The following is a 25,812-nucleotide window of genomic DNA, read 5'->3' as shown; positions in this document are numbered from 1 at the left end:
GCGTTGACAGGACAAACTGTAAACGGTGTGTAAACAGCCCAATCATTCAACACACATGCAGGGCGCTAAGTCATTGATTCTATTGGTAGCGGAGGAGGGACTCGAACCCCCGACACGCGGATTATGATTCCGCTGCTCTAACCAGCTGAGCTACTCCGCCCCGAAAGGCTCGCCGCTGTGGGCGAGCCGCGCCTATAAGCAGCACAGTGCCAGTGGTCAATATGCTCTTCGTTCGCCCCGGAATTTGATGATATGCGGCCTTTCGTCCGCGTTCACCCTGTGCCGCGACAGCGTCAGGCCGATGATCGATACCGCAGGCGGCGGCTCTGCATTGTGCTGCAATTGTTTCAACAAGGCGCGCGCTTCGGCGTGAGGGCGATGATTCTGCACCGTGATATGAAAACGCGGTTCGGCTCTGTCGGCGCCCAGAATCAACCCCTCCAGCTCATGCGCCAACCGATGCCATATTGCCTGCAATTCGGAGCTGTGAAGAGCGAAAGCCACGCCTTTCTCCAGCAAATAGGGCTCCCCGAGCCGGACATCAAAGGCGCGATACTCGGCCGCGATTGCACGAACCCGGCGGGAAATTTCGTCTGCCGCCGAAGGGGGGAGATGGCGGAACAAGGTGATATGAGCAGGCCCCGCGCCGGGCGGCACAGGAAAATGGGCGCGGCGCATTTTATCAAAATATCGCTGAGATGCCGCACCCATCGCTCCATTAAGGACGATGGGTGCGGCACCAGTGGACCGAATGGGAGGGGGTATACCCGGCCCACTGGATGCGAGAGGGAACGGACGCGGAGGACGGAGGAAATGTCCGCAATCCATGGGGATGCCCTTTCTCGTTAGGGCGCATTTGGTCCTAGCCGCTCGCCCGCGCCAATTGATAATTGGGATCACAATGATCGTATAAAACGATGAAATAATATTATCAGATACTTATGCGATTATTTCACAGTTTAAGAGTGGTTAACTTGCGACCCAAATCGGATTTTTCTTGCAGAATCCGCTCGATACCGGGTGCAAGAGTGAAAATGAATCGCCTCCCCCTTCCCGCGGCTACATCTCGCCGCGCTCGCGGCGCAGCGCATACCATTTTTCGACATTGGCATTATGCTCGGCCAGAGTGCGCGAAAAAACATGGCCGCCATCGCCGCGCGCCACGAAAAAGAGATAATCGGTGGGCGCCGGGTCGAGCACCGCCGCAATCGACGCTTTGCCTGGATTGGCAATCGGCCCCTTGGGCAGGCCCGCCATGGCATAGGTGTTATAATCATTCACCGCCTGGATTTCCGACCGCCGGATGCGGCGGCCCAGCGGCTTGCCCTTGGTGAGGGGATAGATGATCGTCGGATCAGCCTGCAGCTTCATTCCGACCTTGAGGCGGTTGGTATAGACACCGGCCACGGTCCGCCGTTCGGACGAAATGGCCGTTTCCTTTTCCACGATTGACGCCAAGGTCATCACTTCATTGCGATCCTTGACGACTGCCCTTTTGCTTCGTTTTTCCCACAATTCGTCAAAAGCCTTGTCCATCGCCGCCTGCATGCGTTTCAACACGGCTGCGCGGGTTTCCCCCGTTGTGAAGGCATAGGTATTGGGCAAGACGCTACCCTCGGCGGGCACCGGAACCTCGCCCTTCAACCGCTCTTCAGCCATCAGCCTTTCCCACACGAGAATAGATGGCATGCCTTCGGGAATGGTCACGAAACGCTGAAGCGTGCGCCCCGATTGGAGCAGCGCCAGAATGTCGCCAGCGTCCATCCCCTTTTCAATTTCATATTCACCCGGCTTGATCGGATCGCTGCCGCCAAAAAAGCGGGCATGGTTGACGAAGGATGAAGCGGAGGTCGCGCCTGCCTCTTCCAATATGTCGCCAGCTTTTGCGATGCTCGCCCCTTGGGGGATCACAACCACCATGTCGCGCGGCGCCCCGTCGGAGCAGGCTGTTAGCCACAGGGAGGCTATCAAGATGATCAGCCAGCGAAATGGGGGCATGCGTCTCTCCATCAAAGTCGAAAAAATCGCCCGATTGGGCCCCGCGGCGCTTCAGCTTTGCACCGCCACGGTCCTGCGCGGTCGGAGCGATAATAGAGCATGGCGCAGCGCACCGGGAAAGAGGCTTTTCGTTACGCTTTCGCGCTTTTCGATACCAAAGGGCCCACCTCACCGGAAAGGCGAGACGGGCCCGTTTTCACCCATTTTATACCGTCGACGGTGTCAGTCGACCGCCTTGAGGATCAGGCTGGCGTTGGTCCCGCCGAAACCAAAGCTGTTGTTGAGCGCCGCCTTCACGGACCGCTTGCGCGCTTCGTGCGGCACCAGATCAACGCCCTCTGTCCCCTCGTCGGGATTGTCGAGGTTCAGCGTCGGCGGGACGATCTGATCGCGGATGGCAAGGATGCAGAAAATGGCTTCCACCGCGCCCGCGCCGCCCAGCAAATGGCCGATGGCCGATTTGGTCGAGCTCATCGAAACGGTGCCGATCGCATCACCGAACAGCCGCTTCACCGCGCCCAGTTCGATGGTGTCGGCCATGGTGGATGTGCCATGCGCATTGATATAATCAATGTCGGCAGGGGTCATCCCCGCCTTTTTGAGCGCCATTTCCATCGAGCGATAGGCGCCGAAGCCATCGGGATGTGGCGCGGTGACATGATAGGCGTCACCCGACAGGCCGTAACCCACCACTTCGGCATAAATGGTCGCGCCGCGCGCCTTGGCATGCTCATATTCCTCGAGCACAACGACACCCGCGCCTTCGCCCATCACAAAGCCGTCGCGGTCCCTGTCATAAGGGCGGCTTGCCTTTTCAGGCGCGTCATTGCTGCTCATATTGAGCGCGCGCGCCTGGGCAAAACCCGCGATGCCAATGGGGCAGATGGTCGATTCCGCGCCGCCCGCCAGCATGATGTCGGCATCGCCGTCCTTGATCATGCGCGCCGCATCGCCAATCGAATGCGCGCCGGTCGAGCAAGCGGTGACGACCGCATGATTCGGCCCCATCAGCCCATATTTGATGCTGACCTGTCCAGAGATCAGGTTGATCAGGCGGCCATGGACGAAATGCGGGCTCACCCGGCCGGGCCCTTTTTCGGCCAGCAGCAGGCTTTCGCTTTCAATACCCGGCAGGCCGCCAATTCCGGAACCGATCGAACAGCCCGCGCGCAGCTTTTGCTCATCGGTCATCTCGGTCAGCCCGGCATCCTCCAGCGCCTGTCCCGCCGCGTCGATGCCATAGACGATGAAGGGATCGACCTGACGCTGGATCTTGTGATCGACGCGCTTCATCGGATCAAAACCATATTCATGGTCGGCCGGCTTCACTTCGCAAGCGATGGTGCATTTTTGGTCCGACGCGTCGAAACGGGTGATCGTTCCAGCCCCCGATTTGCCAGCTATCAGATTGGCCCAGCTCGTCTCGACGTCCCCGCCCAGCGGCGTCACCAATCCCAAACCCGTCACCACTACCCGGCGCATATTCATTCCTTTCATCGCCCCCAAAGGGCCGTCACCCACAGCCTGCTTCGACCGCTCAACGTCCCACGCATAAAAAAAGCTTCCCGGTCACAGCGCATGCTTGCTGGACCGGGAAGCCGGAAACGCGTGGGCGGCGCCGCCGCGTCCGGCCATGCCGGACCGAACGGATCAGCCCTTGTTCGTATCGATATAATCGATGGCGTCCTTGACGGTCGAAATTTTTTCCGCCGCATCGTCGGGGATTTCGACGCCAAATTCTTCTTCAAACGCCATCACCAGTTCGACGATATCAAGGCTGTCGGCGCCCAGATCGTCGATGAAGCTTGCTTCTTCGGTGACCTTGTCGGCTTCGACGCCCAGATGCTCAACGACGATCTTCTTAACCCGTTCAGCCGTATCGCTCATGCACAGTTCCTTTTCTGACTATGTCGTGAATATTGGGATTTGCCCTAAAGCGCGCCGACGAAGCTGGCAAGAGGGCTAGGTAAGATTGCGCGGCCACTCAGCAGCATCGCAGCGGTGAACTTCCAAGCCGGATGCCGTCATGCCCTGCCCATTATAGCCCCGTCCCATATCCGGATAAAATAGGCGCTCCCCATCCTTCTATCAAGATATCCGGTGGAGCGAAAAGCGGCATCGCTGCAAAAGCGCTATGGCGCCACCCCGGAATCGCGCAAAGCCGCCCGCGTTCGCTGAAGCATTCTGGATGAAAATATAAAACGGCCAAGCACCCGCTCTGTCGACGCTTCGGCGGGCAGGCCACTGTCGGCCCGCACCTGCGCCCATAGCTTCCGCCCTTCGGGAAGGCGCCCTTCGCGCGCAACGGCGATGGCCCGCACGATCCTCTGCTGCGGCTCGACATTGGAAGGCGAAGGCATGGCGTCCAGAATCGCAAGCGTCTCTTGCTGCTGCCCGCGCTCGGAGGTTAAAAAGGCGAGCGATACCGCAGGAAGCCCGGTCGGCGCCGCATCGAGTGCAAGCGCACGGCGCAGCAAGGCTTCGCCCTCTTCCTCATCGCCGCAAGTGGCGCGATAAACGCCCAGAAAGCCGCTGATATTCGAATCATAGCGATTCAAGGCGAGGGCCGCATCCCCCATCGCCTGACTGCTGGAGCAATTGCCTTCATAAAAATGCGCGCGCGCCATCGCGAACAGCCCGGCTGGCTTGTTGATGCCATTGCGATAGGCCCGGTCGGCCAGGTTTCGCGCCTCCGCATAATATTCCTGACCTTCTTCGCTTCCTTTCGCTCTTTGCCACTGGTCAAAGCGAAGCCAGGACAGGGAAGCGAGCGCAACGGGATCCAGCGGACGCGCCGACACCGTCGCCTGTAAACAGCGCCCCACCCGCTCGGCATCCTCCAGAGCTTGCATGTGCCGCAGCCGCTGAAATTGGGCGAGGCAGGGATAGCCGGGTGCAAAATCGCTGGGCCGCCGCTGCACCTGATCGCGAACGATCACGCCATAGTCGCTACCGATTTGTGCAATAACCGGGTCGAGGGCCGCATATTCGGGCTCATCCTCGTCACTCAGGCGCAGTTGCTGGGACCAGATTGTGCGCTGGTCCGACAGGCGGTTGAGCATGATGGTGACGTCCACCGGCTCCTCATCCGCCCCGGCGAGCGATACGTCGATGCGATAATCCGCGCTCGGGCGCGCGCTTCCCTCGCTGCTGCGCGCGCTCAACAGGTCGACCATGTCGAAACGGCGCAGCCCGTCGCGCAGTCGCCCGTCGACGGCCCGCGCCAGCGCCCTGCCCGTCGCTGTTTCGCTGCCCGAAGGCGCGCTGATTTCAACCACAGGATAGCTGCGCGGATCGGGCGCAAGCAGCCCGTCGCGTTCGCTCACCACCCGCCAACCGACGAGCAGCAGCAATCCCAGAATAAAAAGGGCTGGCCCTACCCAGTGCCAGCCTCTTTGCAGGTCCGATGGCGGCTGCATCAAACCAGCCGCTGCGTCTTCGCCGATCAGGGCGTTGGGATCATCCCCGGGATCATATTCCCGAACAGGCGCCGGGGGTGCGGCGCGATGCTGCACCACCAGTTCATAGCTGCCTTGCGGCACCCGCAGGCGATAGGCCCAGGGCCTTTCGCCATAATAGCGGTCGAGCAGGCTGCGAAGCCGCCCGATCATCACGCGGGGATAGCTGTCGACCGCCGGGTCGAAATCGGCATCGCGCCCCAACGCTTCGGTCGCAATGGCATAGGCCTTGGGGGCCACGCGTGCACCCTGCAGCCGATGATCGGCGAGAAATTGCAAAAGCCGCGATAAAACCGGCGACCGAATGAAGAGCGGGGATTGAAGAAGCTCCGCCAGTTCCCTGACGATAATCTTGTCAGCTTCGTCCCGGTCGACATTCTCTTTTATGTCTGTCTGGTCCATGCTGCGCCTCAATTGCCCCAGGCGGGCGATAAGATGAACAGGCCAATCACATACGCCAATGCCGTGAATTTATTGATCGTAACGGTAACAGACTGCTGAAAAATCATATCAGAAAAATGCGTTATCGCCAAATATCGGCAAAAACTGCGCAAATCGAGTTAACAAATACTTTCGATTTGGCGATACCCCGCTACGTGACCCCATGTTACTGCAACTCCCCTTTGATTTTTGAGAAGATTTTACTGTCGCGGTGTCCCCCCACAGCGCCGTGGCCTGCCTGGCCCTCCGCCTTGGCAGCTAAGTGAAAACGATGGACCAAAGGTGCGAGCTGGTCCCTGGCACCTTTGACCCAACCCACCGGTTTCACGCACTGCGACTTCGCCGGATGGACCGACAGCCCCACCTGTCTCCATCCGGCAAGTCCACCAGCATATGAAATCTGTCATATTGCATGATCAAGCCCCGTTTGATCCGCCCCTTCTGACGCGGACCAAGGGCGGGGACGCCGAAAGACTCCGACGCCCAAGTCCTTTAATCCATGTCAGAATTTCACTTTTGCGCGGATGCGTCCGACTTGCAAGGGCCTGTGTGAACGCTGGTCATCTGCATGATCATTTCCATATCGGACCCATTGGGCATCTTGCCCTTGGTCGAAATGGACACATCGGTCTTTTTGGGTTCGATCGTTCCCGTCAGCGCCATATCGACGTCCTGCCCATTCTGGGTGCAGACGCCCGCGATATCGACCTTGCCGCCCGCGATTTCTTCCCGCGACCATTTGCATTCGCCATCCTTGCCCGGCCCCTTGGCCAGCTCGGCGGCGATATCTTCCTTGTCGACCTGTTCCTGGGTGAAACACTGGTCGAGGCCGCTGGCGCCTTCCATCATCTGCTTCATGCCCTCACGCATCTCGTCGGGCATGCCGGGCACATCAAATTTGACGAGCTTGACATCGGTGCGCCAATTTCCCGCCTCGCGCTTCACCGTGCCGCCGGCATTTTCATCCGACGCACCGGAACATCCCGCCAATGCCAACAAGGCTCCAGCCATGGTCAGCGCTGCAAATTTCTTCATGGTCGGTGCTCCTGTCGTCGAACGGGGGGAATATATCTCATAGCGATTGTGATCGCCCCTCTTCACTAGCATATTGTGGGTGATGGCAATTCAGATTCGTACCTCGCTCGACGAAATCGACACTTCGGCCGATTATGTCCCCCACCGCCCGGCGCGCCCGGAAAAGGTGGAAGGCGGCAAGCGTTTCGAGCTGGTGAGCGAATATGAACCCGCGGGCGACCAGCCGACCGCAATCAAGGAACTGGTCGAAAGCGCGCTGTCGGGTGAACGCGATCAGGTGCTGCTCGGCGTCACCGGATCGGGCAAGACCTTCACCATGGCCAAGGTGATCGAGGAGCTGCAGCGCCCCGCCCTCATCCTCGCGCCGAACAAGATTCTCGCCGCACAGCTTTATGGCGAGTTCAAAAGCTTCTTCCCCAACAATGCGGTCGAATATTTCGTCAGCTATTACGACTATTACCAGCCCGAGGCCTATGTGCCGCGCAGCGACACCTATATCGAAAAAGAATCGAGCGTGAACGAGGCGATCGACCGGATGCGCCACTCGGCAACGCGCGCGTTGCTCGAACGCGACGATGTCATCATCGTCGCCTCGGTCTCGTGCCTCTATGGCATCGGCTCGGTCGAAACCTATTCGGCGATGATCTTCGATCTCAAAAAAGGCCAAGTCGCTGACAGTCGCGAAATCATCCGCAAGCTTGTCGCGCTCCAGTACAAGCGCAACGATCAGGCGTTTGCGCGCGGCAATTTCCGCGTGCGCGGCGACAGCCTGGAGATCTTCCCCTCGCACTATGAGGATATGGCGTGGCGCGTCAGTTTCTTCGGCGACGAGATTGAGGAGATCACCGAGTTTGACCCGCTGACGGGCAAGAAGATCGCCAATCTCAACGCGATCCGCGTCTATGCCAACAGCCACTATGTGACGCCGGGACCGACGCTCAAACAGGCGACCGAGGCGATCCGTCACGAACTCGCCGAACGACTGAAGGAGCTGGAGGCCGAGGGCCGCCTGCTCGAAGCCCAGCGGCTCGAACAGCGCACCAATTTCGACCTCGAAATGATCGCCGCGACGGGAAGCTGCGCGGGCATTGAAAATTACAGCCGCTTTTTGACCGGCCGCCTCCCCGGCGAACCGCCGCCGACGCTGTTCGAATATTTGCCCGACAACGCCCTGCTCTTCGTCGACGAAAGCCACCAGACGATCCCGCAGATCGGCGCGATGTCAAAGGGCGACCACCGCCGCAAGATCACGCTGGCCGAATATGGCTTTCGCCTGCCCTCGTGCATCGACAACCGCCCCTTGCGGTTCGCCGAGTGGGACGCGATGCGTCCGCAGACGGTCAGCGTCTCGGCAACGCCGGGAACGTGGGAGATGGAACGCACGCAGGGCGTCTTTGCCGAACAGGTGATCCGCCCCACCGGCCTCATCGACCCGCCGGTCGAGATCAAGCCCGTCGAGGAACAGGTCGACGATCTGATCGCCGAGGCGAAAAAGACCGCCGCAGCGGGATACCGCACCCTCGTCACCACGCTCACCAAGCGCATGGCAGAGGATTTGACCGAGTTTCTCCACGAAGCGGGGCTGAAGGTCCGCTACATGCACTCCGACGTCGAAACGCTCGAACGCATCGAGATTATCCGCGACCTGCGGCTCGGCGTGTTCGACGTGCTCGTCGGCATCAACCTACTGCGCGAGGGGCTCGACATCCCCGAATGCGGGCTTGTCGCGATCCTCGACGCCGACAAGGAAGGATTCCTGCGCAGCGAAACCAGCCTCGTCCAGACCATCGGCCGCGCCGCGCGCAACGTCGACGGCCGCGTCATCCTCTATGCCGACCGCATCACCGGCAGCATGGAACGCGCGCTGCGCGAAACCGACCGCCGCCGCACCAAGCAGGAGGCGTATAACGCCGAACACGGCATCACGCCCACGACGATCAAGCGCAATATCGGCGACATCATCGCGCATGTCGCGTCAAAGGATGGCGTCACCATCGACATTGGCGAGGACAAGCCCGACCATATGGTCGGGCACAATCTGCGCGCCTATATCCAGGATCTCGAAAAGAAGATGCGCGACGCCGCCGCCAACCTCGAATTCGAAGAAGCCGGCCGCCTCCGCGACGAAATCCGGCGCTTGGAAGCCGACGAACTCGGCCTGCCGGCAGATCAGCAGGTTGCCCCGCGCGTCGGGCGATCTAACGAAGGCAAGCCGGGCACCCGCAAGGGCCGCTTCGGCAAGCAGAGCAAGACGAAGTGGGGGAGTTGACTATTTTATCTATCTGATCTACGTTGCCGACTATTAGGGGATTTGGCATGCAGATCACTATCGATTTTGAAGTCTGGCAGGCGCTCACGGCGCAGCTGAAGAGCGAGAACGACAATTACAATGAGGTCATTCGTCGGCTTCTGAATTTGCCTGCGACAGAGATTAGCCCCGGCTTCGGCGAAATCGACCTGCCCGGCCTACCGGACACGCTTGCCCTACCCGGTGGGAGTACCATCAGCGGCGCTTGGTTTTCGAACGTCTTTTTCCCTGATGGGACCACCTTTCGAGCGACCTACAAGGGCAAAACTCATCGCGCACAAATTCGGGGCTCTCAGTGGGTCGATGAATATGGGAACGTCAGAACCAGCCCGTCTGATGCCGCGGGCGCTATTTCCCAAACGAACGTGAACGGATGGCGCTTTTGGTACGTTAAGCGTCCTTTCGACGAAGATTGGGTCCGAATGGATGCACTCAAATCATGACCAGCGATCTTGACAAAGCCAGCACTGTCCTCCATACAGGACAAACTTACCAGCTGGCGGAAACAACGGAATTCGCCCGTTGGCTCGGTTCGTTGCGTGACATTCGGGCGATCGCGAAAATCACCGACCGCCTGAAACGCGCGTCGAACGGCAATTTCGGAGACCATAAGTCCGTAAAGGGCGGCGTCTTTGAGATGCGGATCGACTATGGACCGGGTTATCGGGTTTATTTCTTCCGGCGCGGCAAGGAGCTTGTCATTCTGCTATGCGGTGGCAACAAGCGCACCCAGGATGACGACGTCGCTTATGCAAAGCGACTGAAGGAAGAGATTGAAAACCGTGACGGAGCTACGACCGTTTGATGCAGCAAGCTACCTCGCGACTGAGGAGCATATCCTGTATTATCTCGAAGCAGCGATGGAAGGGAACGATCCCAAACATATCGCCAGTGCGCTGGGCGATGTCGCCCGCTCGAAGGGCATGAGTGAGATCGCTCGCAAATCGGGACTTGGGCGACAGGCACTTTACAACGCACTCTCTGAAAACGGCAACCCCACACTGGAAACATTGATGGCCGTCCTCGATGCGTTAGGCCTTGAACTGTCGGTGCAGCCCAAGAAGGCCGCCTGATCCCTTCGACGAACGTCCCTTTACAGCCGACAAGTAACCTTGTCTCCTTCCCGACTGCAACCTAGCGTCCCTGCCTCAACCGGGGAGAAAAAATATGAAATCGGGTCTTTCGCTTTTCGCTCTGGCGCTTGCCGTCGCGGCGCCCACCATCCTCCATGCCGAGGAAAAATCGGCCAAGGCCGAAAAGAGCGATAAAGCCGCCGATTATGAACCGCAGGTCCGCACCACAAAGCTCAGCGGCACTTTCGGCGGGCAGCGGGTCAATTATACCGCGACCATTGGCGAGACCATCTTGCGCGGCAAGGATGGCAAGGCCGAGGCGGCGGTGGTCACCACATCCTATGTCAAGGAACCGCGCGACCCCAATCGCCCCGTGACTTTCCTGTTCAACGGCGGTCCCGGTTCGGGGACGGTCTGGCTGATGATGGGCGCTTTTGGCCCCAAGCGCGTTGCCATCCCCAGCGATGCCCGCGACGATGGCGCCCCGCCCTACCCGATTGTCGATAATCCCGATGCGCTGCTCGATGTTACCGACATGGTGTTCATCGACCCGCCGGGCACGGGCTTTTCGCATCTGATCGGCGATGCCGACCCCAAGGATTATTATGGGGTGACACAGGACGCCAAGGCGGTCGCCGAAGTCATCCGCCGCTGGCTGAACGACAATGGCCGCTGGAACAGCCCCAAATATCTGGGCGGTGAAAGCTATGGCACCACCCGTTCGGCGGCGGTCGCCAATCAGCTGATGAACGCGACCTTCAACGATGTCGCCCTCAATGGCATCATCCTGATTTCGACGGTGCTTGATTTCGCGGCGGGCGCCGACACGCCGGGCAATGAGCTGAGCTATATCACCAATTTGCCGACGATGGCGGTCACCGCCCTTTACCATGGCAAGGCCAGCGCCGCCTCGCCCGCCGCCTTTGCCGAGGAGGCGCGGCAATGGGCGCTCGGCCCCTATGCCAGCGCATTGCTCAAGGGGCAAAAGCTGCAGGGCGCGGAACGCGACGCCATCCGCCGCGAGCTTGCGCGCTTCACTGGCCTGTCTGAAACCTATCTCGAACAGGCCGATCTGCGCGTCACCCCCAGCCGTTTCTACAAGGAATTGCTGCGCGACCGCGGCCTCACCGTCGGCCGGCTCGACAGCCGCTATACGGGCCGCGACTATGACAATGCGGGGGAAACCCCCGACAATGACCCCAGCTTCTATGGCATTGACGCAGGCTATACCGCCGCGATCAACGCCTGGGCCCGCGACGGCCTCGGTTTCAGGACCGACCGCGAATATCAGTCCATCGGCCGCATCGGCGCGCAGTGGGACTGGCGGATCGGCGGGCGCGACACCAATGCCTATCTGAACGTCGCCCCCTATATCGGCCAGGCGTTGCGCGAAAATTCGGGGCTAAAGGTGCTGGTCGCGCAGGGCTGGTATGATTTCGCCACGCCCTTCTTCGCCGCCGAATATGCGCTGTCGCGCACCGGCATCCCGCAGGATCGCATCAGCTACACCTATTATGATGCGGGCCATATGATGTATATTCGCGACGAGGATCGCCACCAATTGTCAGCGGATATCCGCGCCTTCATCCGCGCACGCTAGGTTCGGTCTGGCTTTCCTGTCCCCCTGGCGCAAGCCGGGGGGACAAGCTGCTCAGCCCTATCGCAGCACGCCCTTTGCCGCCTGCGCCCGCGCATAGACATAAAGCGCAATGGCAACCACCCAGAGGATGGCGCTGAAGATTATCGGAAATGTCCCGAACATCCGCATCAAATCGCCATAATGAAGGCCGAATTGATAGATGCTGCTGATGGCCAACCCCAGAATCGACAGCAAAAAAACCCCAACAGCATAGCGACTGCGCGCCAGCAGCAGGATCGACCCCAAAATTGCCATCCATACGCCCAGCCCCCAGCCGAAATCGGCCCAGATGGGGAAATGGTCGAAATACGCCCGCTGCTCGTCGGTAAAGGCCGCCATATGCGCGGGATTCTTCAATTTTGTCATCAGATAATCATAGCCGCCAAGGGCATTCCACACCAGCGACAGCCCCCCGATCGCCCAAAGATGAGCGGGTGTCTTTACGCTTTCGGTCACCATATTTCCCTCCCCGAAAACAATCTGCTCTAGCGGTATAACACAGCAGAGCGTTGCTCCAAAGCCCTTCGCGCCCTTGGCAAATCCCGTCCAAGCGCCGATATGCGCCCCATGTGTGTCGTCGCGCTCGCTTGGCAGGTTCATCCCGACTATCCGCTGATTCTATTGGGAAATCGCGACGAATTCCACGCTCGCGCAGCGGTGCCGCTGCATCGTTGGGGCGATGACAGCGGCCTTGTCGCGGGCCGCGACCTGCAGGCAGGCGGAACCTGGCTCGGCCTGCATGCCCCCAGCGGACGCGCCGTGGTGGTCACAAATGTGCGGGGCGCGCCGCCCGACCCTGCCAAGGCCTCGCGCGGCGCATTGGTAACGGATCTGCTGCGCGGCCAGGGTGATTTTTCTGATCCGCATGCCATCGACCTCGACCGGTTCAACGCCTTCAACCTGTTGATGATCGACCCAGAACAGGCTCTGCTGTTAAGCAATCGCCCCCTCGCCCAGCGTCGCTCGCTGGTGGCGGGAATTCATGCGCTGGCCAATGAAGCCCCCGACACCCTCTGCCCCCGCGCGGCGCGACTGGGCGCGCATCTCAGCAAGGCGGTGGAACGCGGCCAACATCCCGAAGAATTACTCGATGCGTTGCTGGACGAACAGCCGCCTGCGCTATTTCTACGCAGCGCCCATTATGGAACGCGCGCTTCCACCCTGTTGTTCATCGACACAAAAGGGGCAGCGCGCATGATCGAGCGTCGCTTCGATGCCGGGGGTCAGTCCAGCGGCACGACAACGCTCAATCTTCAAACGGGCCGCGGAAGCCCGCTGCGTTCATAATCGCAAGGGAATATGAGTCCCCCGACGAAGAGGCCCACCCAACGAAGCTCAGCGCGATCATCCCTCCGACAGAGGGACGTGTCCCCCGGGCAAATCAGGGATGCCTCCGGCAAAGCGCTCTTCCAAGGGAACAGCACCTCGCCACAGGCTCTCTTCATGCGAACGACTTATTTGGGAGCGAGGACCATCAGCATCTGCCGCCCTTCGGTGCGCGGACGCGCCTCGACCTTGGCGATATCTGCCGTCATTTCAGCAACCCGCTGCAACACATTCAGGCCCAGCTGGGTGTGGCTCATCTCACGGCCGCGAAAGCGCATGGTCATCTTGACCTTGTCGCCATCTTCCAGAAAGTGGAAAACCTTTTTCATCTTCACGTCGAAATCATGCTCGTCGATATTCGGACGCATCTTGATTTCTTTGATTTCCTGGGTCTTCTGGGTCTTGCGCGCGGCATTCGCCTTCTTCTGGGCTTCATATTTGAACTTGCCCACGTCCAGAAATTTGCACACTGGCGGATCGGCGTTGGGAGAGACTTCGACCAGATCGAGGCCGACCTCGGCCGCCTGTTCAATCGCTTCGGCGGTCAGCATAACGCCCAGATTTTCACCTTCCTCGTCGATCACACGGACCTTGGGGGAGGCAATGAATTCATTATATCGCGGGCCGTTCTTGGGCGGCAGGGCCATCGAGCGGCGATTCATGGGCGGGCGTATAGCTGTATCTCCTATAGTTATTTCAGGCGCGCGCCATGCTGTGACGGCTCGCACAGCGCACATATAATGAACATGGGCGCGGCGTAAAGGTTGCGCGTGCCAACCGCGCGCCGCTTTTCAGCCGACTGTGGCGGTCCGGCAACGCCGTGCCGCTTACCATTTGCGCGGTGCGGGGTCCACGACGCGGAAGCCGCCGGCACCGATTTCGCTGACTTCCAGCGCCCGGATCGCAATGCCGCGATTGTCAAAACGGAAGATGCCGTCAATTCCACCAAAGCCGTCGGAGGCAAGCAGGCGCGTCGTCGGAAAAGCCGTTCCCGGCTTCCAATCCTGTGCGATCCGCACCGTCAGCAGCACCGAATCATAGCCCAGGCTGGCAAGACGATAGGGTGCGCGTCCGAACCGTGTCCGATATTTGGTCGCAAGCTGCCCATAAAGCCCATCGGACACGCTGGCGAACCAGGCGCCGCGCATTGCCGGACGTCCGCCCAGCGAAGCGTCGGTATTCCACAATTCGGTGCCCAAAATCTGGCGCTCGCCCGCGCCTTTGATCACAGGCACCGCGCGCACCGCATTGCCCCCGGTGTCGGCGATCAGCACCGCGTCCATTTCGCCGCCATGGGCCAGTCGCCGCGCCGCGCCGCTGAGCGCGGTGGCGGTGCGATCATAGCTTTCGATGGCGACCAGCGTGCCGCCCGCCTCCTTGACCGCTGCGCGAAAAGCGGCGGTCGCCCGGTCGCCATAGACATTTTTGGGAACGAGCGCGCCAAAGCGGCTGTGCCCCTTGGTTTTGGCATAAGCGACGATCCGCTCGACCGACTGGCCGGGGACAAAGCCCATGATGAAAACGCCATTCCCGGCCACGCTGCTGTCGTTCGAAAAGCTCAGCACCGGAATTTTCGCCGCGCGCGCAATCGGCGCCACTTCCTGCACATTTTCGCTGAGCAGTGGCCCCAGGATCAGCTTGTTTCCATCTGCAATCGCCTGCCGCGCGGCAGCCGCCGCGCCCAGCGACGTATCATAGGTGGTGATGCGGACCTTTTCGGTCCTTGTATCGAGCAGCGCCATCGTCGTCGCATTCGCAATGGCGGTGCCGACATCGGCATTGGTGCCCTTTTGGGGAACGAGAAGCGCCACGCGATGACGGTCGGTATCGGTCGGCAATCCGGGGCCGACAGGCTCACGCGGCTGTTCGGGCGGCGGCGCGGGGCGCGGGTCGGCGCTTTTCGGCACCACCTGACAGGCAGCAAGCAGTCCGCCCAGCGCAACGACGCCCAGACCGCGGAGCATTTTACGCCGCGACGACGCATTGGCTTGGCGCTCAGCGCAAGTTTCTGCCATTTTCGTCGGCATGTCGGATTCGCCCATTAAAAATTCTCCCTCCGCAGGCCTTTATATCGTGGCGACGCCTATCGGCAACCTTGCTGACATCAGCGCGCGCGCTGCGGCGTTGCTGGCGCAAGCCGATGTGATTGCAGCAGAAGATACGCGGGTGACGGCAAAGCTTCTGTCGCACCTCGGGGTTCGCATTCCGATGATTCCCTATCATGATCATAGCGACGATCGCACGCGCGCCGCCTTGATTGAACGCATGGAAAGCGAAATCGTCGCACTGGTGTCCGACGCGGGCACGCCGCTGATTTCCGATCCCGGTTACAAGCTGGTGCGCGACGCGCGCGCGGCGGGGCGGCATGTCACCACCCTGCCCGGCCCCTGCGCCGCCATTGCCGCCATCACCCTGTCGGGGCTGCCAAGCGATCGTTTCCTGTTCGCAGGCTTCCTGCCCAGCAAGGCTAAGGCGCGCGCCGACAGCATCGCCGAACTGGCGAGCTTGCGCGCCACGCTGATCTTCTATGAAAGCGGCCCGCGCCTTGCCGCGACGCTCGCGGCGCTGGCACAGGGTCTGGGCGACCGCGACGCCGCCGTGGCGCGCGAGATCAGCAAGCTTTACGAAGAATGCGTCACCGGTACGCTCACCGAGCTGGCCGCCCGCTATGCCGACGCGCCGCCCAAAGGCGAAATCGTCCTGATCGTCGGCCCGCCCGCCGAACAAACCCATGAAGAAGGCGATGACGCGACGATCGACACGGCCTTGCGCGTCGCGCTCGCCGATCAGCCGGTCGCCAAAGCAGCCAAGGCGGTGGCCAAGCGTTTCGGGCGCGACCGCCACGATATTTATGCGCGCGCGCTGGCGCTCAAGGAGCGTGTTTGACCCGCGCCGCGGCCGAGGCACGCGGGCGCAAGGCCGAACGACGCGCCGCTTGGTGGCTGCGCCTTCACGGCTGGCGCATCTTGGGCGAGCGGCTGCGCGTGTCGGTGGGCGAGGTCGACCTGGTTGCGCGCCGGGGCCGCGTGGTCGCCTTCATCGAAGTGAAGTGGCGCGACCGGGCCGGGGATCTCGATTTTTCCATCGACGCCCGGCGGCTGCGCCGCGTTGCGGCGGCGGCGGAAATGCTCGCCCCGCGCTTCGCCCGTGCAGGCGATGACATCCGTATCGACGCGATGCTCCTTGCGCCGGGGCGCCTGCCACGCCATCTGGTCCACGTCTGGCAACCATGATGGTGTCACCAAGGAGAAGCACATGACCCTGCGCGCCGCCGTGCAAATGGACCCGATGGACGGCATCAATATCGCCGGCGACAGCAGCTTTCATCTGATGATGAAGGCGCAGGAGCGCGGCTATCGCCTCTATCATTATGATGTGCGCGGCCTGACGTGGGAGGCGGGACGGCTGACGACGCGCGCGCATCCGGTCGAAGCCCTGGCGCGCGAACCGGGCAACCATTACCGCTTCGGCGATCCCGTGACGCTCGACCTTGGCCGCGATGTCGATGTCGTGCTGATGCGGCAAGACCCGCCCTTCGACCTTGGCTATCTCACCGGCACCTGGCTGCTCGAACGGCTGGCGGGGGAGACGCTGGTGGTCAACGACCCCGTCTCGGTCCGCAACGCGCCCGAAAAAGTCTTCGTGCTCGACTATGCCGAATATATGCCGCCGACGATGGTGACGCGCGATCTCGACGCGGTGAAGGATTTTCAGAAACGCCACGGCGCGGTCGTGATCAAGCCGCTGCACGGCAATGGCGGCAAGGCGGTGTTCAAGATCGACGCCGATGGCGCCAATCTCGGCGCGCTTGTCGAACTCTTCGGCCAGGTCTGGCCCGAACCCTTCATGGTCCAGCAATTTCTGCCCAGCGTCAGCGAGGGCGACAAGCGCATCGTGCTGATCGACGGCGAAGTCGCGGGCGCGATCAACCGCAAGCCCGGCGAAGGCGAATTTCGCTCGAACCTCGCCGTCGGCGGCTATGCCGAAGCCGCCGAGCTCAGCGCGCGCGAGAAGGAAATCTGCGCCGCCCTTGGCCCCGCGCTCAAGGAACGGGGGCTGATCTTTGTGGGCATCGACGTGATCGGCGGCGAGTGGCTCACCGAAATCAACGTGACTTCGCCCACCGGCATTGTCGCGATCGACCGTTTCAACAACAGCGATACGGCGGGGATGATCTGGGACGCCATCGCCCGGCGCATCGGCTAGGGCGCCGCACCATGCCCTCGCAAAGCATCCAATAGCGCCCCCGCGACGTTAGGCACCCCATGACCGACTTCATGCTCGATCTCATCGAATCCTGGGGTTACGCCGGGATTGCGGTGCTGATGTTTCTAGAAAATGTCTTTCCGCCCATCCCGTCGGAAGTGATCATGAGCCTTGGCGGCGTCGCCGTCGCGCAGGGGCGCTTTGACTTCTGGCCGCTCGTCGGGGTGGCCGTCCTCGGCACCACGCTTGGCAATTGGGTCTGGTATTGGGTCGGGCGCGCCTATGGCTATCATCGCCTCAAACCCCTCGTCGATCGCTATGGCCGCTGGCTGACGATGGAATGGGACGAGGTGGAGCGGCTCCACAATTGGTTCCTGAAATATGGGTCGGGCATTGTTTTCGTCTGCCGCTTCATGCCGGTCGCCCGCACGATGATCTCGCTGCCCGCCGGACTGATGGGGATGAACCAGCTCAAATTTCTGGTCTGGACCGCCGCCGGATCGACCATCTGGATCACCGCGCTCGCGGGTGCGGGAAACTGGTTCGGCCGCCAGTTCGCCGAGGTCGACCGCTTCATCGGCCCCGTCGCGGTCATCGCCATCGGCGCGATGCTCCTCTTCTACATCTACCGCGTCATCACGTGGAAGCCCAAGGCCCAGCGCAGCGACTAGCCCCTCCCTCGTCACCCCGGACCTGATCCGGGGTCCACGACGCCGCCTATTCCGCCCGCGGATGCGCCGCGCGATAGACATCCAGCAAATGCGCGGCATCCACCGCCGTATAAATTTGCGTCGAAGCGAGGCTCGCATGGCCCAGCAATTCCTGCAGGCTCCGCAGATCGGCCCCGCCCGCCAGCAAATGGGTCGCGAAACTGTGCCGCAGCGCGTGCGGCGTCGTGCGTTCGGGCAGGCCGAGCGCGCGGCGCGCGGCGCGAACATTGGCGCGCACCACCCCGGGTTCGAGCGGCCCGCCGCGCACCCCCAGAAACAGCGGCCCATCGCCCGCGATCGGATAGGGGCAGGCGGCGACATAGCGCGCCACCGCCGCCGCCACCGGCGCGATAATCGGCACCACGCGCGTCTTGCCGCGCTTGCCCGTCACGCGCAGCGTCTCGCCCATCGGCACCGCCGCGCCGGTCAGCGCCAGCGCCTCGCCAATCCGCAGCCCCGCGCCATAGAGCAGCAGCATCAGCGCAAAGTCGCGCGCGCCCGCCCAGCTCTGCCGCGCCTGTGCTTCCATATCCTGCGCCAGTTCCAGCGCCTCCGCCGGGGCCACGGGGCGCGGCAGCCCCTTTTTGACGCGCGGCCCCCGCATCTGCGGAACGCTCGCCCCGCTGCCGCCGACAAAGCGCAGGAAGGACCGCACCGCCGACAGCTCGCGCGCTGCCGAGGCATTGCCCAGCCCCTCGGCGCGCCGCTCCGCCAGAAAGCCGCGCAAATCCGCCGCGCTCAGCCCCGCCAGCGCGCGCGCATCGACCGCACCGCCCAAATGCCGCGACAAAAAGGCGCAAAAACGCTCCGCCGTCGCAACATAGGCGCGGCGCGTGTGCACCGACCGGCGCTTTTCATGCGCCAGATGGGCATCCCACTCGCGGATCAGATCGTCGGCCAAAAAACCTCCCCTTCACCGCTCGTGTCGAGCGAAGTCGAGACACCCATCGAAACGGCGCAAGCCCGACCAGCATCTCGACTTCGCTCGATGCGAACGGATCGGTGCAGCCTAACCCGTCCGCACCACTTCGGAAAGAATCGTATCGAGCAGCAATATCCCCGCCTCGCTCACCGCCAGCCGGTCGCCATCCGCCTGCATCAGCCCCTGCGCCACCAGCCGCGCCACCGCATCGTCCTCGACAAAGTCCGCGCGCGCCAGCCCGCTCCGCGCCTCGATCCGCGCCAGATCCACCCCTTCGGACAGGCGCAGCCCCATCAGCATCGCCTCGGTCGCGCGCTCCTGCCCCGGCAGGTCGGCCTCGACCTTCAGCCCATGGCCGTTGCGCTCCACCGCCGACAGGAAATTTTCCGGCTTCTTGTGCCGCTCGGTCGCCTGCGCGAGCCGCCGCCCATGCGCCCCGGGGCCGACCCCGGCATAATCGCCATAACGCCAATAGGTCAGATTATGGCGGCTTTCCTCCCCCGCCCGCGCATGGTTCGACACTTCATAGCGCGGCAGCCCGGCGGCGCGCGTCATCGCCTGCGTCGCGTCGAACAGGTCGGCGGCGGCATCGCCATCGGGGATGACCAGCTCCCCCTTGGCCGCCAGCGTCGCAAAGCGCGTCCCCGGCTCGATCGTCAATTGATAGAGCGACAAATGCCCCGTTCCAAAAGCCAGCGCATCGGCGAGTTCGCTCTCCCACGCCGCCAGCGCCTGTCCGGGCCGCGCATAGATGAGGTCAAAACTGACCCGCGCAAAATGCGCCTGCGCCGCCGCAATCGCCCGCCGCGCCTCCTCGCCGCTATGTGCGCGGCCCAGAAAGTCCAGCGCCGCGCTGTCAAAGCTTTGCACACCAATCGACACGCGATTGACCCCCGCCGCCGCCAGCGCCGCAAAATTGGCGACCTCGACCGAATTGGGGTTCGCCTCCAGCGTGATCTCACAGCCGTCCGTCAGCCCCCACAGGGCATCGGCCTCGGCGATCACCGCCGCTACCGTCGCCGGCGGCATCAGGCTGGGCGTTCCCCCGCCAAAAAAGATCGAAGACACCCGCCGCCCCGAAAGCAACGCGGCTTCATGGCGCAAATCGGCCAGCAGCGCATCGCGCCACGCCGCCTGATCGACGCTTTCGCGCACATGGCTGTTAAAGTCGCAATAGGGGCATTTGCTCACGCAAAAGGGCCAGTGGACATAAAGGGCAAGCGGCTCGGCCATGCGCGCCCCCTACCCCCTTTCGCCCCCTTTCGTCATGCGGAACTTGTCCCGGCATCCATCGCCCTCACCCCGTCATTGCAAGAAGCCCGGATCTCTCTGGCGCCACCCCCTTTTCGCCATTCCGGCGAAAGCCGGAATCCATGGCCCCCGCGTCAAACCGGCGAAGAGGCGGACTGGCCATAGATCGTATGATTGTCGAGCAGACGGCCGCCCAAATCACGCGCAACCATCCGTCCAATGGTCAGCTTCCCGACGCCCGCCGGACCGTTCAGCTCGATGATCATCGCTGCAACATGCCCGGCCTTGCCCGATCAGGCAATGCGCCCCCACCGCCGCGTCAAAACACCCCCGACACCAGCTTGGCAAAGGCATCGGCGCGGTGGCTGATCGCATGTTTTTCGGCCGGTGGAATTTCGGCAAAAGTCTGGGTGCGGCCCTCTGGCACAAATACCGGGTCATAACCAAAGCCCAGCTTGCCGCGCGGCGGCCAGGTCAGCCTGCCTTCGGCGCGGCCTTCGAAAATTTCGGCATGACCATCGGGCCAGGCGAGCGCCAGCGTGCAGACAAAGCGCGCGCTGCGGTCGACATCGGGCCCCTGTTCGGCCAGCAGCCCTTCGACCTTGCCCATCGCCATATACCAGTCGCGCCCCGGCAGGCCTTCGAACGCCTGCCGCTCGGCCCAGTCGGCGGTATAGACGCCGGGGCGTCCGCCCAGCGCCGCGACTTCCAGCCCGCTGTCATCGGCAAGTGCGGGCAAATTCGCGGCGCTGGCGCTGGCATGCGCCTTCAGCAGCGCATTTTCGCGAAAAGTCGTTCCCGTCTCTTCGGGCTCCGGCAGGCCCAGATCGCCCGCCGACACCGGCTCAATCCCATAAGGTTCGAGCAGCGCGCGAATCTCGCGCACCTTGCCCGCATTATGGCTGGCGATGACCAGCTTTCCGGGGGTAAGTTTGCGATGGGTCACAAGCATCTCCTGATCGTCGTCATCCCGGACTTGATCCGGGATCCATTCCAGCGTCGACGTCATGGACCCCGGATCCCGGATCAAGTCCGGGATGACGAGTCCGGGGTGACGACAGCTGTTTACCGCCCCGTCGCCGCATCCTGCGCCGCGAAAATCTCGCCGCAGCCGATGCGCGCGAGCCGCAGCAGGCGCAGCAGCCCTTCCTCATCATAGGTTGCCCCCTCGGCGCTCGCCTGCACTTCGACAATCTGCCCCTTGCCGGTCAGCACGAAATTGCCGTCGGCCTCGGCATTCGAATCCTCGTCATAATCAAGGTCGAGCACCGGCGTCCCCTGATAAATGCCGCAGGAAATCGCGCCCACCTTGTCGGCAATCGGGTCTTCGGCAATCGTCTTCGCTTCCAGCAGCTTGTCCACCGCGAGCCGCAGCGCGACCCACGCGCCCGAAATCGACGCGGTGCGCGTGCCGCCATCGGCCTGGATCACGTCGCAATCGATGACAATCTGCCGCTCGCCCAGCTTTTCCATATCGACGACAGCGCGCAAGCTTCGCCCGATAAGCCGCTGAATTTCCTGCGTCCGTCCCGATTGCTTGCCGCGCGCTGCCTCGCGGCTGCCGCGCGTATGCGTCGCGCGGGGCAACATGCCATATTCGGCGGTCACCCAGCCCTGCCCCTTGCCCCGCAGGAAGGGCGGCACCTTTTCCTCGACGCTCGCGGTCACCAGCACCTTGGTATTGCCAAAGCTGACCAGCACGCTCCCCTCCGCATGGATGGTGAAGGCGGTTTCAATGGCGATGGGGCGCATCTGGTCGGGCGCGCGGCCGGAAGGACGCATAGAGTTTCTCCTGTGATATGATGGCTGCGGCGCTTAGCGGGCTTGGCCCGCCCGCGCAAACCCCCTTGCGCCCTGCAATGTCATTGCGACCGCGGCGAACGGGAGCGGGAGCGCGAACGCGGCATCGCCGCCCTCCTTCCGCTTCGCGGCTTGCCCCATCGCCCCTCACTCCCTAAATCTAGTCCATGACAACGGCTCCCATCATCGAACTGACTACGCGCGCGCGCGATGTGTTCCGGCTGGTGGTCGACGCCTATCTCGAAACCGGCCAGCCGGTCGGCTCGCGCACCCTCTCCAAACTCGCCGCGCTCAATCTTTCGCCCGCCTCGATCCGCAATGTGATGCAGGATCTGGAGGAGCTGGGCCTGCTCGCCAGCCCGCACACCAGTGCGGGGCGGATGCCGACCGAACAGGGGCTGCGCCTCTTCGTCGACGGGATGATGCAGGTCGCCGAACCCAGCGCGGAGGATCGCGCGCAGATTGAGGCGAGCCTGTCCGAAAGCGGCCCCATCGAAAGCGCGCTCGCCCAGGCGACCTCGGCGCTTTCCGGCCTTTCCGCCTGCGCGGGGTTGGTGCTCGTTCCCAAGCATGAACGTGTGCTCAAACAAGTAACCTTCGTGCCCTTGTCAGAGGTTCAGGCGCTCGTCGTGCTCGTCGCCAGCGACGGCGCGGTGGAAAATCGCGTCATCGACATTCCCGCAGGGCTCAGCCCGTCGGCGCTGGTCGAGGCAGGCAATTATATCAGCTCGCTGATGGCGGGCCTCACGCTGACCGAAGCGATGGAGCGCGTGCGGCGCGAGATGGAGGCCGAACGCATCGCCATCGACCGCGCGGCGCAGGATCTGGTGGCGCGCGGCCTTGCCCTCTGGTCCTCCGACGGCGCCGACCGCCCGGTACTGATCGTGCGGGGCCAGGCCAATCTGCTCGACGACAGCGCGATCGGCGACCTCGACCGGGTGCGCCAGCTTCTTGACGAGCTTGAAACCAAGCAGGATATCGCCCGCCTGCTCGACAGCGCGCGCGAGGGCAGCGCGACGCGGATTTTCATCGGTTCTGAAAACAAGCTCTTTTCGCTGTCGGGTTCGTCGGTTATCGCGGCCCCTTATCGCGGCAGCGACGGGCGCGTGGTCGGCGTCGTCGGGGTTATCGGCCCGACGCGCTTGAACTATGCGCGCATCGTACCCATGGTGGACTTCACCGCTCAATCGCTTTCCAGACTGATACGATAGGTTTATGACAGACATAAAGAAAGAAACGCCGGTCGAAGACACGGCGACCCCCGACAACAGCAGCAACGAACAGGCCCGGAACGGCGCCGAAACGGAGCAGCAGCTCGGCGAAGGCGAACCGACGGCAGAGGCCGGACAGGATGAGGCCGCAAAGCTTGCCGAGCAGCTCGCCGCGACCCAGCAGGACCTGCTCTATGCCCGCGCCGAAACGCAAAATGTGCGCCGCCGCGCCGAAAAGGAAGTGGCCGACGCCCACGCCTATGCCGCGACCAAATTTGCGCGCGACATTCTCTCGGTCGCCGACAATCTCGGCCGCGCGCTCGCCTCGTTGACCGAGGAACAGCGCGCCAATGAAGCGATCAAGCCGCTCGTCACCGGCCTTGAAGCCACCGAGCGCGAATTGATGAGCGTCTTCGAACGCCATGGCATCACCCGCATCGCCGCCATCGGCCTACCGCTCGACCCCAATCAGCATCAGGCGATGATGGAAATCCCCAGCGACAAGGAAGCGGGCACAATCGTTCAGGAAATGCAGGCCGGCTATATGATCAAGGACCGGCTGCTGCGCCCCGCCATGGTCGGCGTCGCCAAGAAAGCCGACTGACCAAATCCCCTCTCCCCTTGCGGGAGAGGGCTGTGCAGCCTTGACGGCTCGGCCGCCTAGGCGAAGCGGGGTAAGGGGCCATGCACTGCCGGGACCACCGCCCGCGCCTCACCCCCAATATTCGTCACCCCGGACTTGATCCGGGGTCCACGACACCAACGCTGGAATGGATCCCGGATCAAGTCCGGGATGACGAAAATGGGTAGGAAAAGGACCAGCGTTACAAGAAAAGCAGCGCAAAAAGCGCGCTACCCTCAATCTCACGCCGCCTTACGCAGCTTCGCCAGCTTCTTCAGCACCATCTCGCGCTTCAGCCGCGACAGATGGTCGATGAACAAAATGCCTTCCAGATGATCATGCTCATGCTGGATGCATGTCGCCATCAGGCCGGTCATGCGTTCCTGATGATGCTTGCCATCCTCATCCTGCCAATCGACGGTCACTTCGGCGGGGCGCGTCACATCGGCATATTGTTCGGGCACCGACAGGCACCCTTCCTGATAGACGCTATGCTCTTCCGAAAAGTCCGAAAAAACCGGATTGATAAAGACGCGGGGGTCGCGAATGACCCGCTTGCCCTCTTCATCCTCGGGGTCGGCTTCCTGCAGGTCGATCACCAGGATGCGCTTGGGCACCCCCACCTGAATGGCGGCAAGCCCGATGCCGGGCGCGTCATACATGGTCTCGAACATATCGGCGACAAGCTGCTTCAGCTCGGCGTCGAACGTCTCGACCGGCTCGGAAATGACGCGCAGCCGCGGGTCCGGCGTCTCAATGATCGGTAAAATGGCCATAAGGCGCAGGTATGATCGCGGCGGTGATTGGTCAAGGGGCTGGAAGCGAAGCCCACGTCCCAAACATGTCATTGCGAGCTCGGCAGAGGCCGGGCGAAGCAATCTCCTGCTTTCGGCCGCGCAAGGACGCCCGCTGGCGATTGCCGCGTCACTTCGTTCCTCGCAATGACTTTGCCTGCGACTACCCAACCGGCCGCCGCGCCCTCAGCGCCTGCGCCAGCGTCCCTTCGTCCAGATAATCGAGCTCGCCGCCGACCGGCAGGCCATGGGCCAGCTGCGTCAGCCGCACCGGATAATTTTCCAGCCGCTCGGCCAGATAATGGGCCGTCGTCTGGCCTTCCAGCGTGGCGTTCATCGCCAGTACCACTTCATCGATCCCGCCCGCCGCGACGCGCGCGACCAGCGCGTCGATGCTGAGGTCCTGCGGCCGCACCCCTTCCAGCGCCGACAATCGCCCGCCCAGCACATGATATTTGCCGGGAAACAGCCGCGACTTGTCGAGCGCCCACAGGTCCGACACTTCCTCGACCACGCACAGGCTGCGTTCGTCGCGGCGCGGATCGGCGCAGATGGCGCAGGGGTCCTGCGTATCGACATTGCCGCAAATGCCGCAGGTGACGAGCCGTTCGGACACGCTCTGAAGCGCGGCGAGCAGCGGCGCAAAGGCGCTCTCGCGCTTTTTCATCAGATGCAGCACCGCGCGCCGCGCCGAGCGCGGCCCCAGCCCCGGCAAACGGGCGAGTTGCTGAACCAGCGCTTCAATTTCGGTGGAGACCATGGGCCGGTGGTAAAGCCTCTGCTCCCCGCCCGCAATATGCTCAATCCCCTAGCTCTCCCCCTCTCGTCACCCCGGACTCGTCATCCCGGACTTGATCTGGGATCCGGGATCCGGGGTCCAGCCCCCCGCCACGCCCCCCACGGGGACGCATCCACCCTGCACTCCCCCCGCCCCCCCCCCAAAGCCCCCGCCCACGCCCACCGCCTCCCCGGGCACCCCCCCCTTTCCCGTGCCCGCCCCCGCCGCGCCCCCTCAGGC

General features: G+C 62.5%; 28 protein-coding genes and 1 tRNA gene. 12 read left to right on the top strand and 17 right to left on the bottom strand.

Features of this window, described 5'->3' with window-relative positions; genetic code table 11:
• Nucleotides 1-83 precede the first annotated feature (83 nt).
• From JV18_RS0100140 to JV18_RS0100110, 7 genes are all read right to left on the bottom strand, one after another.
• Nucleotides 84-160, bottom strand: a tRNA-Met gene (locus JV18_RS0100140).
• Between the two features lie 56 nt (nucleotides 161-216).
• Entirely contained in the window at nucleotides 217-711 is a 495-nt protein-coding gene (locus tag JV18_RS0100135) for a 2'-5' RNA ligase family protein (RefSeq protein ID WP_327195738.1), read from the bottom strand.
• 348 nt (nucleotides 712-1,059) lie between these two features.
• Nucleotides 1,060-1,920: an endolytic transglycosylase MltG gene (gene mltG, locus JV18_RS0100130; RefSeq protein WP_443027753.1), complete on the bottom strand. Its 861-nt coding sequence runs from the start codon at nucleotides 1,918-1,920 to the stop codon at nucleotides 1,060-1,062.
• A 300-nt stretch (nucleotides 1,921-2,220) separates the two neighbouring features.
• Nucleotides 2,221-3,480: a beta-ketoacyl-ACP synthase II gene (gene fabF / locus JV18_RS0100125; protein ID WP_033072986.1), complete on the bottom strand. Its 1,260-nt coding sequence runs from the start codon at nucleotides 3,478-3,480 to the stop codon at nucleotides 2,221-2,223.
• 168 nt (nucleotides 3,481-3,648) lie between these two features.
• Nucleotides 3,649-3,885 (bottom strand): acyl carrier protein, encoded by a 237-nt coding sequence (locus tag JV18_RS0100120; RefSeq protein ID WP_033072893.1) that lies wholly within the window; start codon nucleotides 3,883-3,885, stop codon nucleotides 3,649-3,651.
• Between the two features lie 245 nt (nucleotides 3,886-4,130).
• Nucleotides 4,131-5,858 (bottom strand): hypothetical protein, encoded by a 1,728-nt coding sequence (locus JV18_RS0100115; protein ID WP_033072892.1) that lies wholly within the window; start codon nucleotides 5,856-5,858, stop codon nucleotides 4,131-4,133.
• A gap of 549 nt (nucleotides 5,859-6,407) precedes the next feature.
• The gene (locus JV18_RS0100110) at nucleotides 6,408-6,932 is read right to left on the bottom strand and encodes a DUF3617 domain-containing protein (protein ID WP_033072891.1); all 525 of its coding nucleotides are present in this window, start codon (nucleotides 6,930-6,932) and stop codon (nucleotides 6,408-6,410) included.
• A gap of 82 nt (nucleotides 6,933-7,014) precedes the next feature.
• Between JV18_RS0100110 and uvrB the strand changes: the two genes are divergently transcribed.
• From uvrB to JV18_RS0100085, 5 genes are all read left to right on the top strand, one after another.
• Nucleotides 7,015-9,201 (top strand): excinuclease ABC subunit UvrB, encoded by a 2,187-nt coding sequence (uvrB, locus tag JV18_RS0100105; protein ID WP_033072890.1) that lies wholly within the window; start codon nucleotides 7,015-7,017, stop codon nucleotides 9,199-9,201.
• 47 nt (nucleotides 9,202-9,248) lie between these two features.
• The gene (locus tag JV18_RS0100100) at nucleotides 9,249-9,683 is read left to right on the top strand and encodes a hypothetical protein (RefSeq protein ID WP_033072889.1); all 435 of its coding nucleotides are present in this window, start codon (nucleotides 9,249-9,251) and stop codon (nucleotides 9,681-9,683) included.
• Nucleotides 9,680-10,045, top strand: a complete 366-nt coding sequence (locus JV18_RS0100095; protein WP_081944616.1) for a type II toxin-antitoxin system RelE/ParE family toxin — start codon at nucleotides 9,680-9,682, stop codon at nucleotides 10,043-10,045. Before JV18_RS0100100 ends, JV18_RS0100095 begins: the two co-directional genes overlap by 4 nt.
• A complete protein-coding gene (locus JV18_RS0100090) occupies nucleotides 10,023-10,313 on the top strand; it encodes an addiction module antidote protein (RefSeq protein WP_033072888.1) in 291 nt (96 codons plus the stop codon). Before JV18_RS0100095 ends, JV18_RS0100090 begins: the two co-directional genes overlap by 23 nt.
• A gap of 94 nt (nucleotides 10,314-10,407) precedes the next feature.
• Entirely contained in the window at nucleotides 10,408-11,913 is a 1,506-nt protein-coding gene (locus tag JV18_RS0100085) for a S10 family peptidase (protein WP_033072887.1), read from the top strand.
• 57 nt (nucleotides 11,914-11,970) lie between these two features.
• On the opposite strand, the gene JV18_RS0100080 is transcribed toward JV18_RS0100085, so the two are convergent.
• Nucleotides 11,971-12,411 carry a hypothetical protein gene (locus JV18_RS0100080; protein WP_033072886.1) on the bottom strand — a complete coding sequence of 147 codons (441 nt, stop codon included), beginning with the start codon at nucleotides 12,409-12,411 and terminating at the stop codon, nucleotides 11,971-11,973.
• Between the two features lie 99 nt (nucleotides 12,412-12,510).
• Here JV18_RS0100080 and JV18_RS0100075 point away from each other — a divergent pair, with 99 nt between their 5' ends.
• Entirely contained in the window at nucleotides 12,511-13,239 is a 729-nt protein-coding gene (locus JV18_RS0100075) for an NRDE family protein (RefSeq protein ID WP_235302676.1), read from the top strand.
• 167 nt (nucleotides 13,240-13,406) lie between these two features.
• On the opposite strand, the gene infC is transcribed toward JV18_RS0100075, so the two are convergent.
• Complete coding sequence (gene infC / locus JV18_RS0100070) at nucleotides 13,407-13,940, bottom strand: translation initiation factor IF-3 (RefSeq protein WP_033072885.1); 534 nt, start codon at nucleotides 13,938-13,940, stop codon at nucleotides 13,407-13,409.
• Nucleotides 13,941-14,105: 165 nt separating this feature from the next.
• On the bottom strand, nucleotides 14,106-15,242 hold the full coding sequence (locus JV18_RS0100065) for a penicillin-binding protein activator (protein WP_144243817.1): 1,137 nt from the start codon (nucleotides 15,240-15,242) through the stop codon (nucleotides 14,106-14,108).
• A 61-nt stretch (nucleotides 15,243-15,303) separates the two neighbouring features.
• Between JV18_RS0100065 and rsmI the strand changes: the two genes are divergently transcribed.
• From rsmI to JV18_RS0100045, 4 genes are read left to right on the top strand one after another with little or no spacing between them, the layout of a single operon-like run.
• Complete coding sequence (rsmI, locus tag JV18_RS0100060) at nucleotides 15,304-16,164, top strand: 16S rRNA (cytidine(1402)-2'-O)-methyltransferase (protein ID WP_033072884.1); 861 nt, start codon at nucleotides 15,304-15,306, stop codon at nucleotides 16,162-16,164.
• A complete protein-coding gene (locus tag JV18_RS0100055; protein WP_033072883.1) occupies nucleotides 16,161-16,511 on the top strand; it encodes a YraN family protein in 351 nt (116 codons plus the stop codon). Before rsmI ends, JV18_RS0100055 begins: the two co-directional genes overlap by 4 nt.
• 22 nt (nucleotides 16,512-16,533) lie before the next feature.
• Nucleotides 16,534-17,484, top strand: a complete 951-nt coding sequence (gshB, locus tag JV18_RS0100050; protein ID WP_033072882.1) for a glutathione synthase — start codon at nucleotides 16,534-16,536, stop codon at nucleotides 17,482-17,484.
• Between the two features lie 59 nt (nucleotides 17,485-17,543).
• Entirely contained in the window at nucleotides 17,544-18,155 is a 612-nt protein-coding gene (locus JV18_RS0100045) for a DedA family protein (protein WP_033072881.1), read from the top strand.
• Nucleotides 18,156-18,201: 46 nt separating this feature from the next.
• On the opposite strand, the gene JV18_RS0100040 is transcribed toward JV18_RS0100045, so the two are convergent.
• From JV18_RS0100040 to rph, 5 genes are all read right to left on the bottom strand, one after another.
• A complete protein-coding gene (locus JV18_RS0100040; RefSeq protein ID WP_033072880.1) occupies nucleotides 18,202-19,095 on the bottom strand; it encodes a tyrosine-type recombinase/integrase in 894 nt (297 codons plus the stop codon).
• Between the two features lie 108 nt (nucleotides 19,096-19,203).
• On the bottom strand, nucleotides 19,204-20,349 hold the full coding sequence (hemW, locus tag JV18_RS0100035; RefSeq protein WP_033072879.1) for a radical SAM family heme chaperone HemW: 1,146 nt from the start codon (nucleotides 20,347-20,349) through the stop codon (nucleotides 19,204-19,206).
• 152 nt (nucleotides 20,350-20,501) lie between these two features.
• The gene (locus JV18_RS15095; protein ID WP_144243816.1) at nucleotides 20,502-20,633 is read right to left on the bottom strand and encodes a (d)CMP kinase; all 132 of its coding nucleotides are present in this window, start codon (nucleotides 20,631-20,633) and stop codon (nucleotides 20,502-20,504) included.
• 53 nt (nucleotides 20,634-20,686) lie between these two features.
• Nucleotides 20,687-21,319 (bottom strand): RdgB/HAM1 family non-canonical purine NTP pyrophosphatase, encoded by a 633-nt coding sequence (rdgB, locus tag JV18_RS0100030; protein WP_033072982.1) that lies wholly within the window; start codon nucleotides 21,317-21,319, stop codon nucleotides 20,687-20,689.
• Between the two features lie 113 nt (nucleotides 21,320-21,432).
• Nucleotides 21,433-22,149, bottom strand: coding sequence for a ribonuclease PH (gene rph, locus JV18_RS0100025; RefSeq protein ID WP_033072878.1), 717 nt, complete (start codon nucleotides 22,147-22,149; stop codon nucleotides 21,433-21,435).
• A 185-nt stretch (nucleotides 22,150-22,334) separates the two neighbouring features.
• Between rph and hrcA the strand changes: the two genes are divergently transcribed.
• Both hrcA and grpE read left to right on the top strand, forming a co-directional pair.
• Nucleotides 22,335-23,378 carry a heat-inducible transcriptional repressor HrcA gene (gene hrcA, locus JV18_RS0100020; RefSeq protein WP_033072877.1) on the top strand — a complete coding sequence of 348 codons (1,044 nt, stop codon included), beginning with the start codon at nucleotides 22,335-22,337 and terminating at the stop codon, nucleotides 23,376-23,378.
• Between the two features lie 4 nt (nucleotides 23,379-23,382).
• Nucleotides 23,383-23,982: a nucleotide exchange factor GrpE gene (gene grpE, locus JV18_RS0100015; protein WP_033072876.1), complete on the top strand. Its 600-nt coding sequence runs from the start codon at nucleotides 23,383-23,385 to the stop codon at nucleotides 23,980-23,982.
• Nucleotides 23,983-24,242: 260 nt separating this feature from the next.
• Here grpE and def read toward each other — a convergent pair whose 3' ends face one another.
• Complete coding sequence (def, locus tag JV18_RS0100010; protein WP_033072875.1) at nucleotides 24,243-24,776, bottom strand: peptide deformylase; 534 nt, start codon at nucleotides 24,774-24,776, stop codon at nucleotides 24,243-24,245.
• Nucleotides 24,777-24,957: 181 nt separating this feature from the next.
• Entirely contained in the window at nucleotides 24,958-25,554 is a 597-nt protein-coding gene (gene recR / locus JV18_RS0100005; RefSeq protein WP_033072874.1) for a recombination mediator RecR, read from the bottom strand.
• Nucleotides 25,555-25,812 lie beyond the last annotated feature (258 nt).

It is taken from the genome of Sphingopyxis sp. MWB1, assembly GCF_000763945.1.
In the GTDB taxonomy this organism is placed as follows: domain Bacteria; phylum Pseudomonadota; class Alphaproteobacteria; order Sphingomonadales; family Sphingomonadaceae; genus Sphingopyxis.
Note: the sequence above shows the minus strand (reverse complement) of the source record. Positions and strands in the feature narration are given on the sequence as shown.

Coding starts and splice junctions, on each gene's coding strand:
- recR (WP_033072874.1), bottom strand. CDS start 25,554: ATGGTCTCCACCGAAATTGAAGCGCTGGTTCAGCAACTCGCCCGTTTG.
- JV18_RS0100135 (WP_327195738.1), bottom strand. CDS start 711: ATGGGTGCGGCATCTCAGCGATATTTTGATAAAATGCGCCGCGCCCAT.
- rph (WP_033072878.1), bottom strand. CDS start 22,149: ATGCGTCCTTCCGGCCGCGCGCCCGACCAGATGCGCCCCATCGCCATT.
- hemW (WP_033072879.1), bottom strand. CDS start 20,349: ATGGCCGAGCCGCTTGCCCTTTATGTCCACTGGCCCTTTTGCGTGAGC.
- rdgB (WP_033072982.1), bottom strand. CDS start 21,319: ATGCTTGTGACCCATCGCAAACTTACCCCCGGAAAGCTGGTCATCGCC.
- hrcA (WP_033072877.1), top strand. CDS start 22,335: ATGACAACGGCTCCCATCATCGAACTGACTACGCGCGCGCGCGATGTG.
- rsmI (WP_033072884.1), top strand. CDS start 15,304: ATGTCGGATTCGCCCATTAAAAATTCTCCCTCCGCAGGCCTTTATATC.
- JV18_RS0100115 (WP_033072892.1), bottom strand. CDS start 5,858: ATGGACCAGACAGACATAAAAGAGAATGTCGACCGGGACGAAGCTGAC.
- grpE (WP_033072876.1), top strand. CDS start 23,383: ATGACAGACATAAAGAAAGAAACGCCGGTCGAAGACACGGCGACCCCC.
- JV18_RS0100065 (WP_144243817.1), bottom strand. CDS start 15,242: ATGCTCCGCGGTCTGGGCGTCGTTGCGCTGGGCGGACTGCTTGCTGCC.
- uvrB (WP_033072890.1), top strand. CDS start 7,015: ATGGCAATTCAGATTCGTACCTCGCTCGACGAAATCGACACTTCGGCC.
- JV18_RS0100045 (WP_033072881.1), top strand. CDS start 17,544: ATGACCGACTTCATGCTCGATCTCATCGAATCCTGGGGTTACGCCGGG.
- def (WP_033072875.1), bottom strand. CDS start 24,776: ATGGCCATTTTACCGATCATTGAGACGCCGGACCCGCGGCTGCGCGTC.
- gshB (WP_033072882.1), top strand. CDS start 16,534: ATGACCCTGCGCGCCGCCGTGCAAATGGACCCGATGGACGGCATCAAT.
- JV18_RS0100120 (WP_033072893.1), bottom strand. CDS start 3,885: ATGAGCGATACGGCTGAACGGGTTAAGAAGATCGTCGTTGAGCATCTG.
- JV18_RS15095 (WP_144243816.1), bottom strand. CDS start 20,633: ATGATCATCGAGCTGAACGGTCCGGCGGGCGTCGGGAAGCTGACCATT.
- fabF (WP_033072986.1), bottom strand. CDS start 3,480: ATGCGCCGGGTAGTGGTGACGGGTTTGGGATTGGTGACGCCGCTGGGC.
- JV18_RS0100080 (WP_033072886.1), bottom strand. CDS start 12,411: ATGGTGACCGAAAGCGTAAAGACACCCGCTCATCTTTGGGCGATCGGG.
- infC (WP_033072885.1), bottom strand. CDS start 13,940: ATGAATCGCCGCTCGATGGCCCTGCCGCCCAAGAACGGCCCGCGATAT.
- JV18_RS0100075 (WP_235302676.1), top strand. CDS start 12,511: ATGCGCCCCATGTGTGTCGTCGCGCTCGCTTGGCAGGTTCATCCCGAC.
- JV18_RS0100110 (WP_033072891.1), bottom strand. CDS start 6,932: ATGAAGAAATTTGCAGCGCTGACCATGGCTGGAGCCTTGTTGGCATTG.
- JV18_RS0100085 (WP_033072887.1), top strand. CDS start 10,408: ATGAAATCGGGTCTTTCGCTTTTCGCTCTGGCGCTTGCCGTCGCGGCG.
- JV18_RS0100100 (WP_033072889.1), top strand. CDS start 9,249: ATGCAGATCACTATCGATTTTGAAGTCTGGCAGGCGCTCACGGCGCAG.
- mltG (WP_443027753.1), bottom strand. CDS start 1,920: ATGGTGGTTGTGATCCCCCAAGGGGCGAGCATCGCAAAAGCTGGCGAC.
- JV18_RS0100095 (WP_081944616.1), top strand. CDS start 9,680: ATGACCAGCGATCTTGACAAAGCCAGCACTGTCCTCCATACAGGACAA.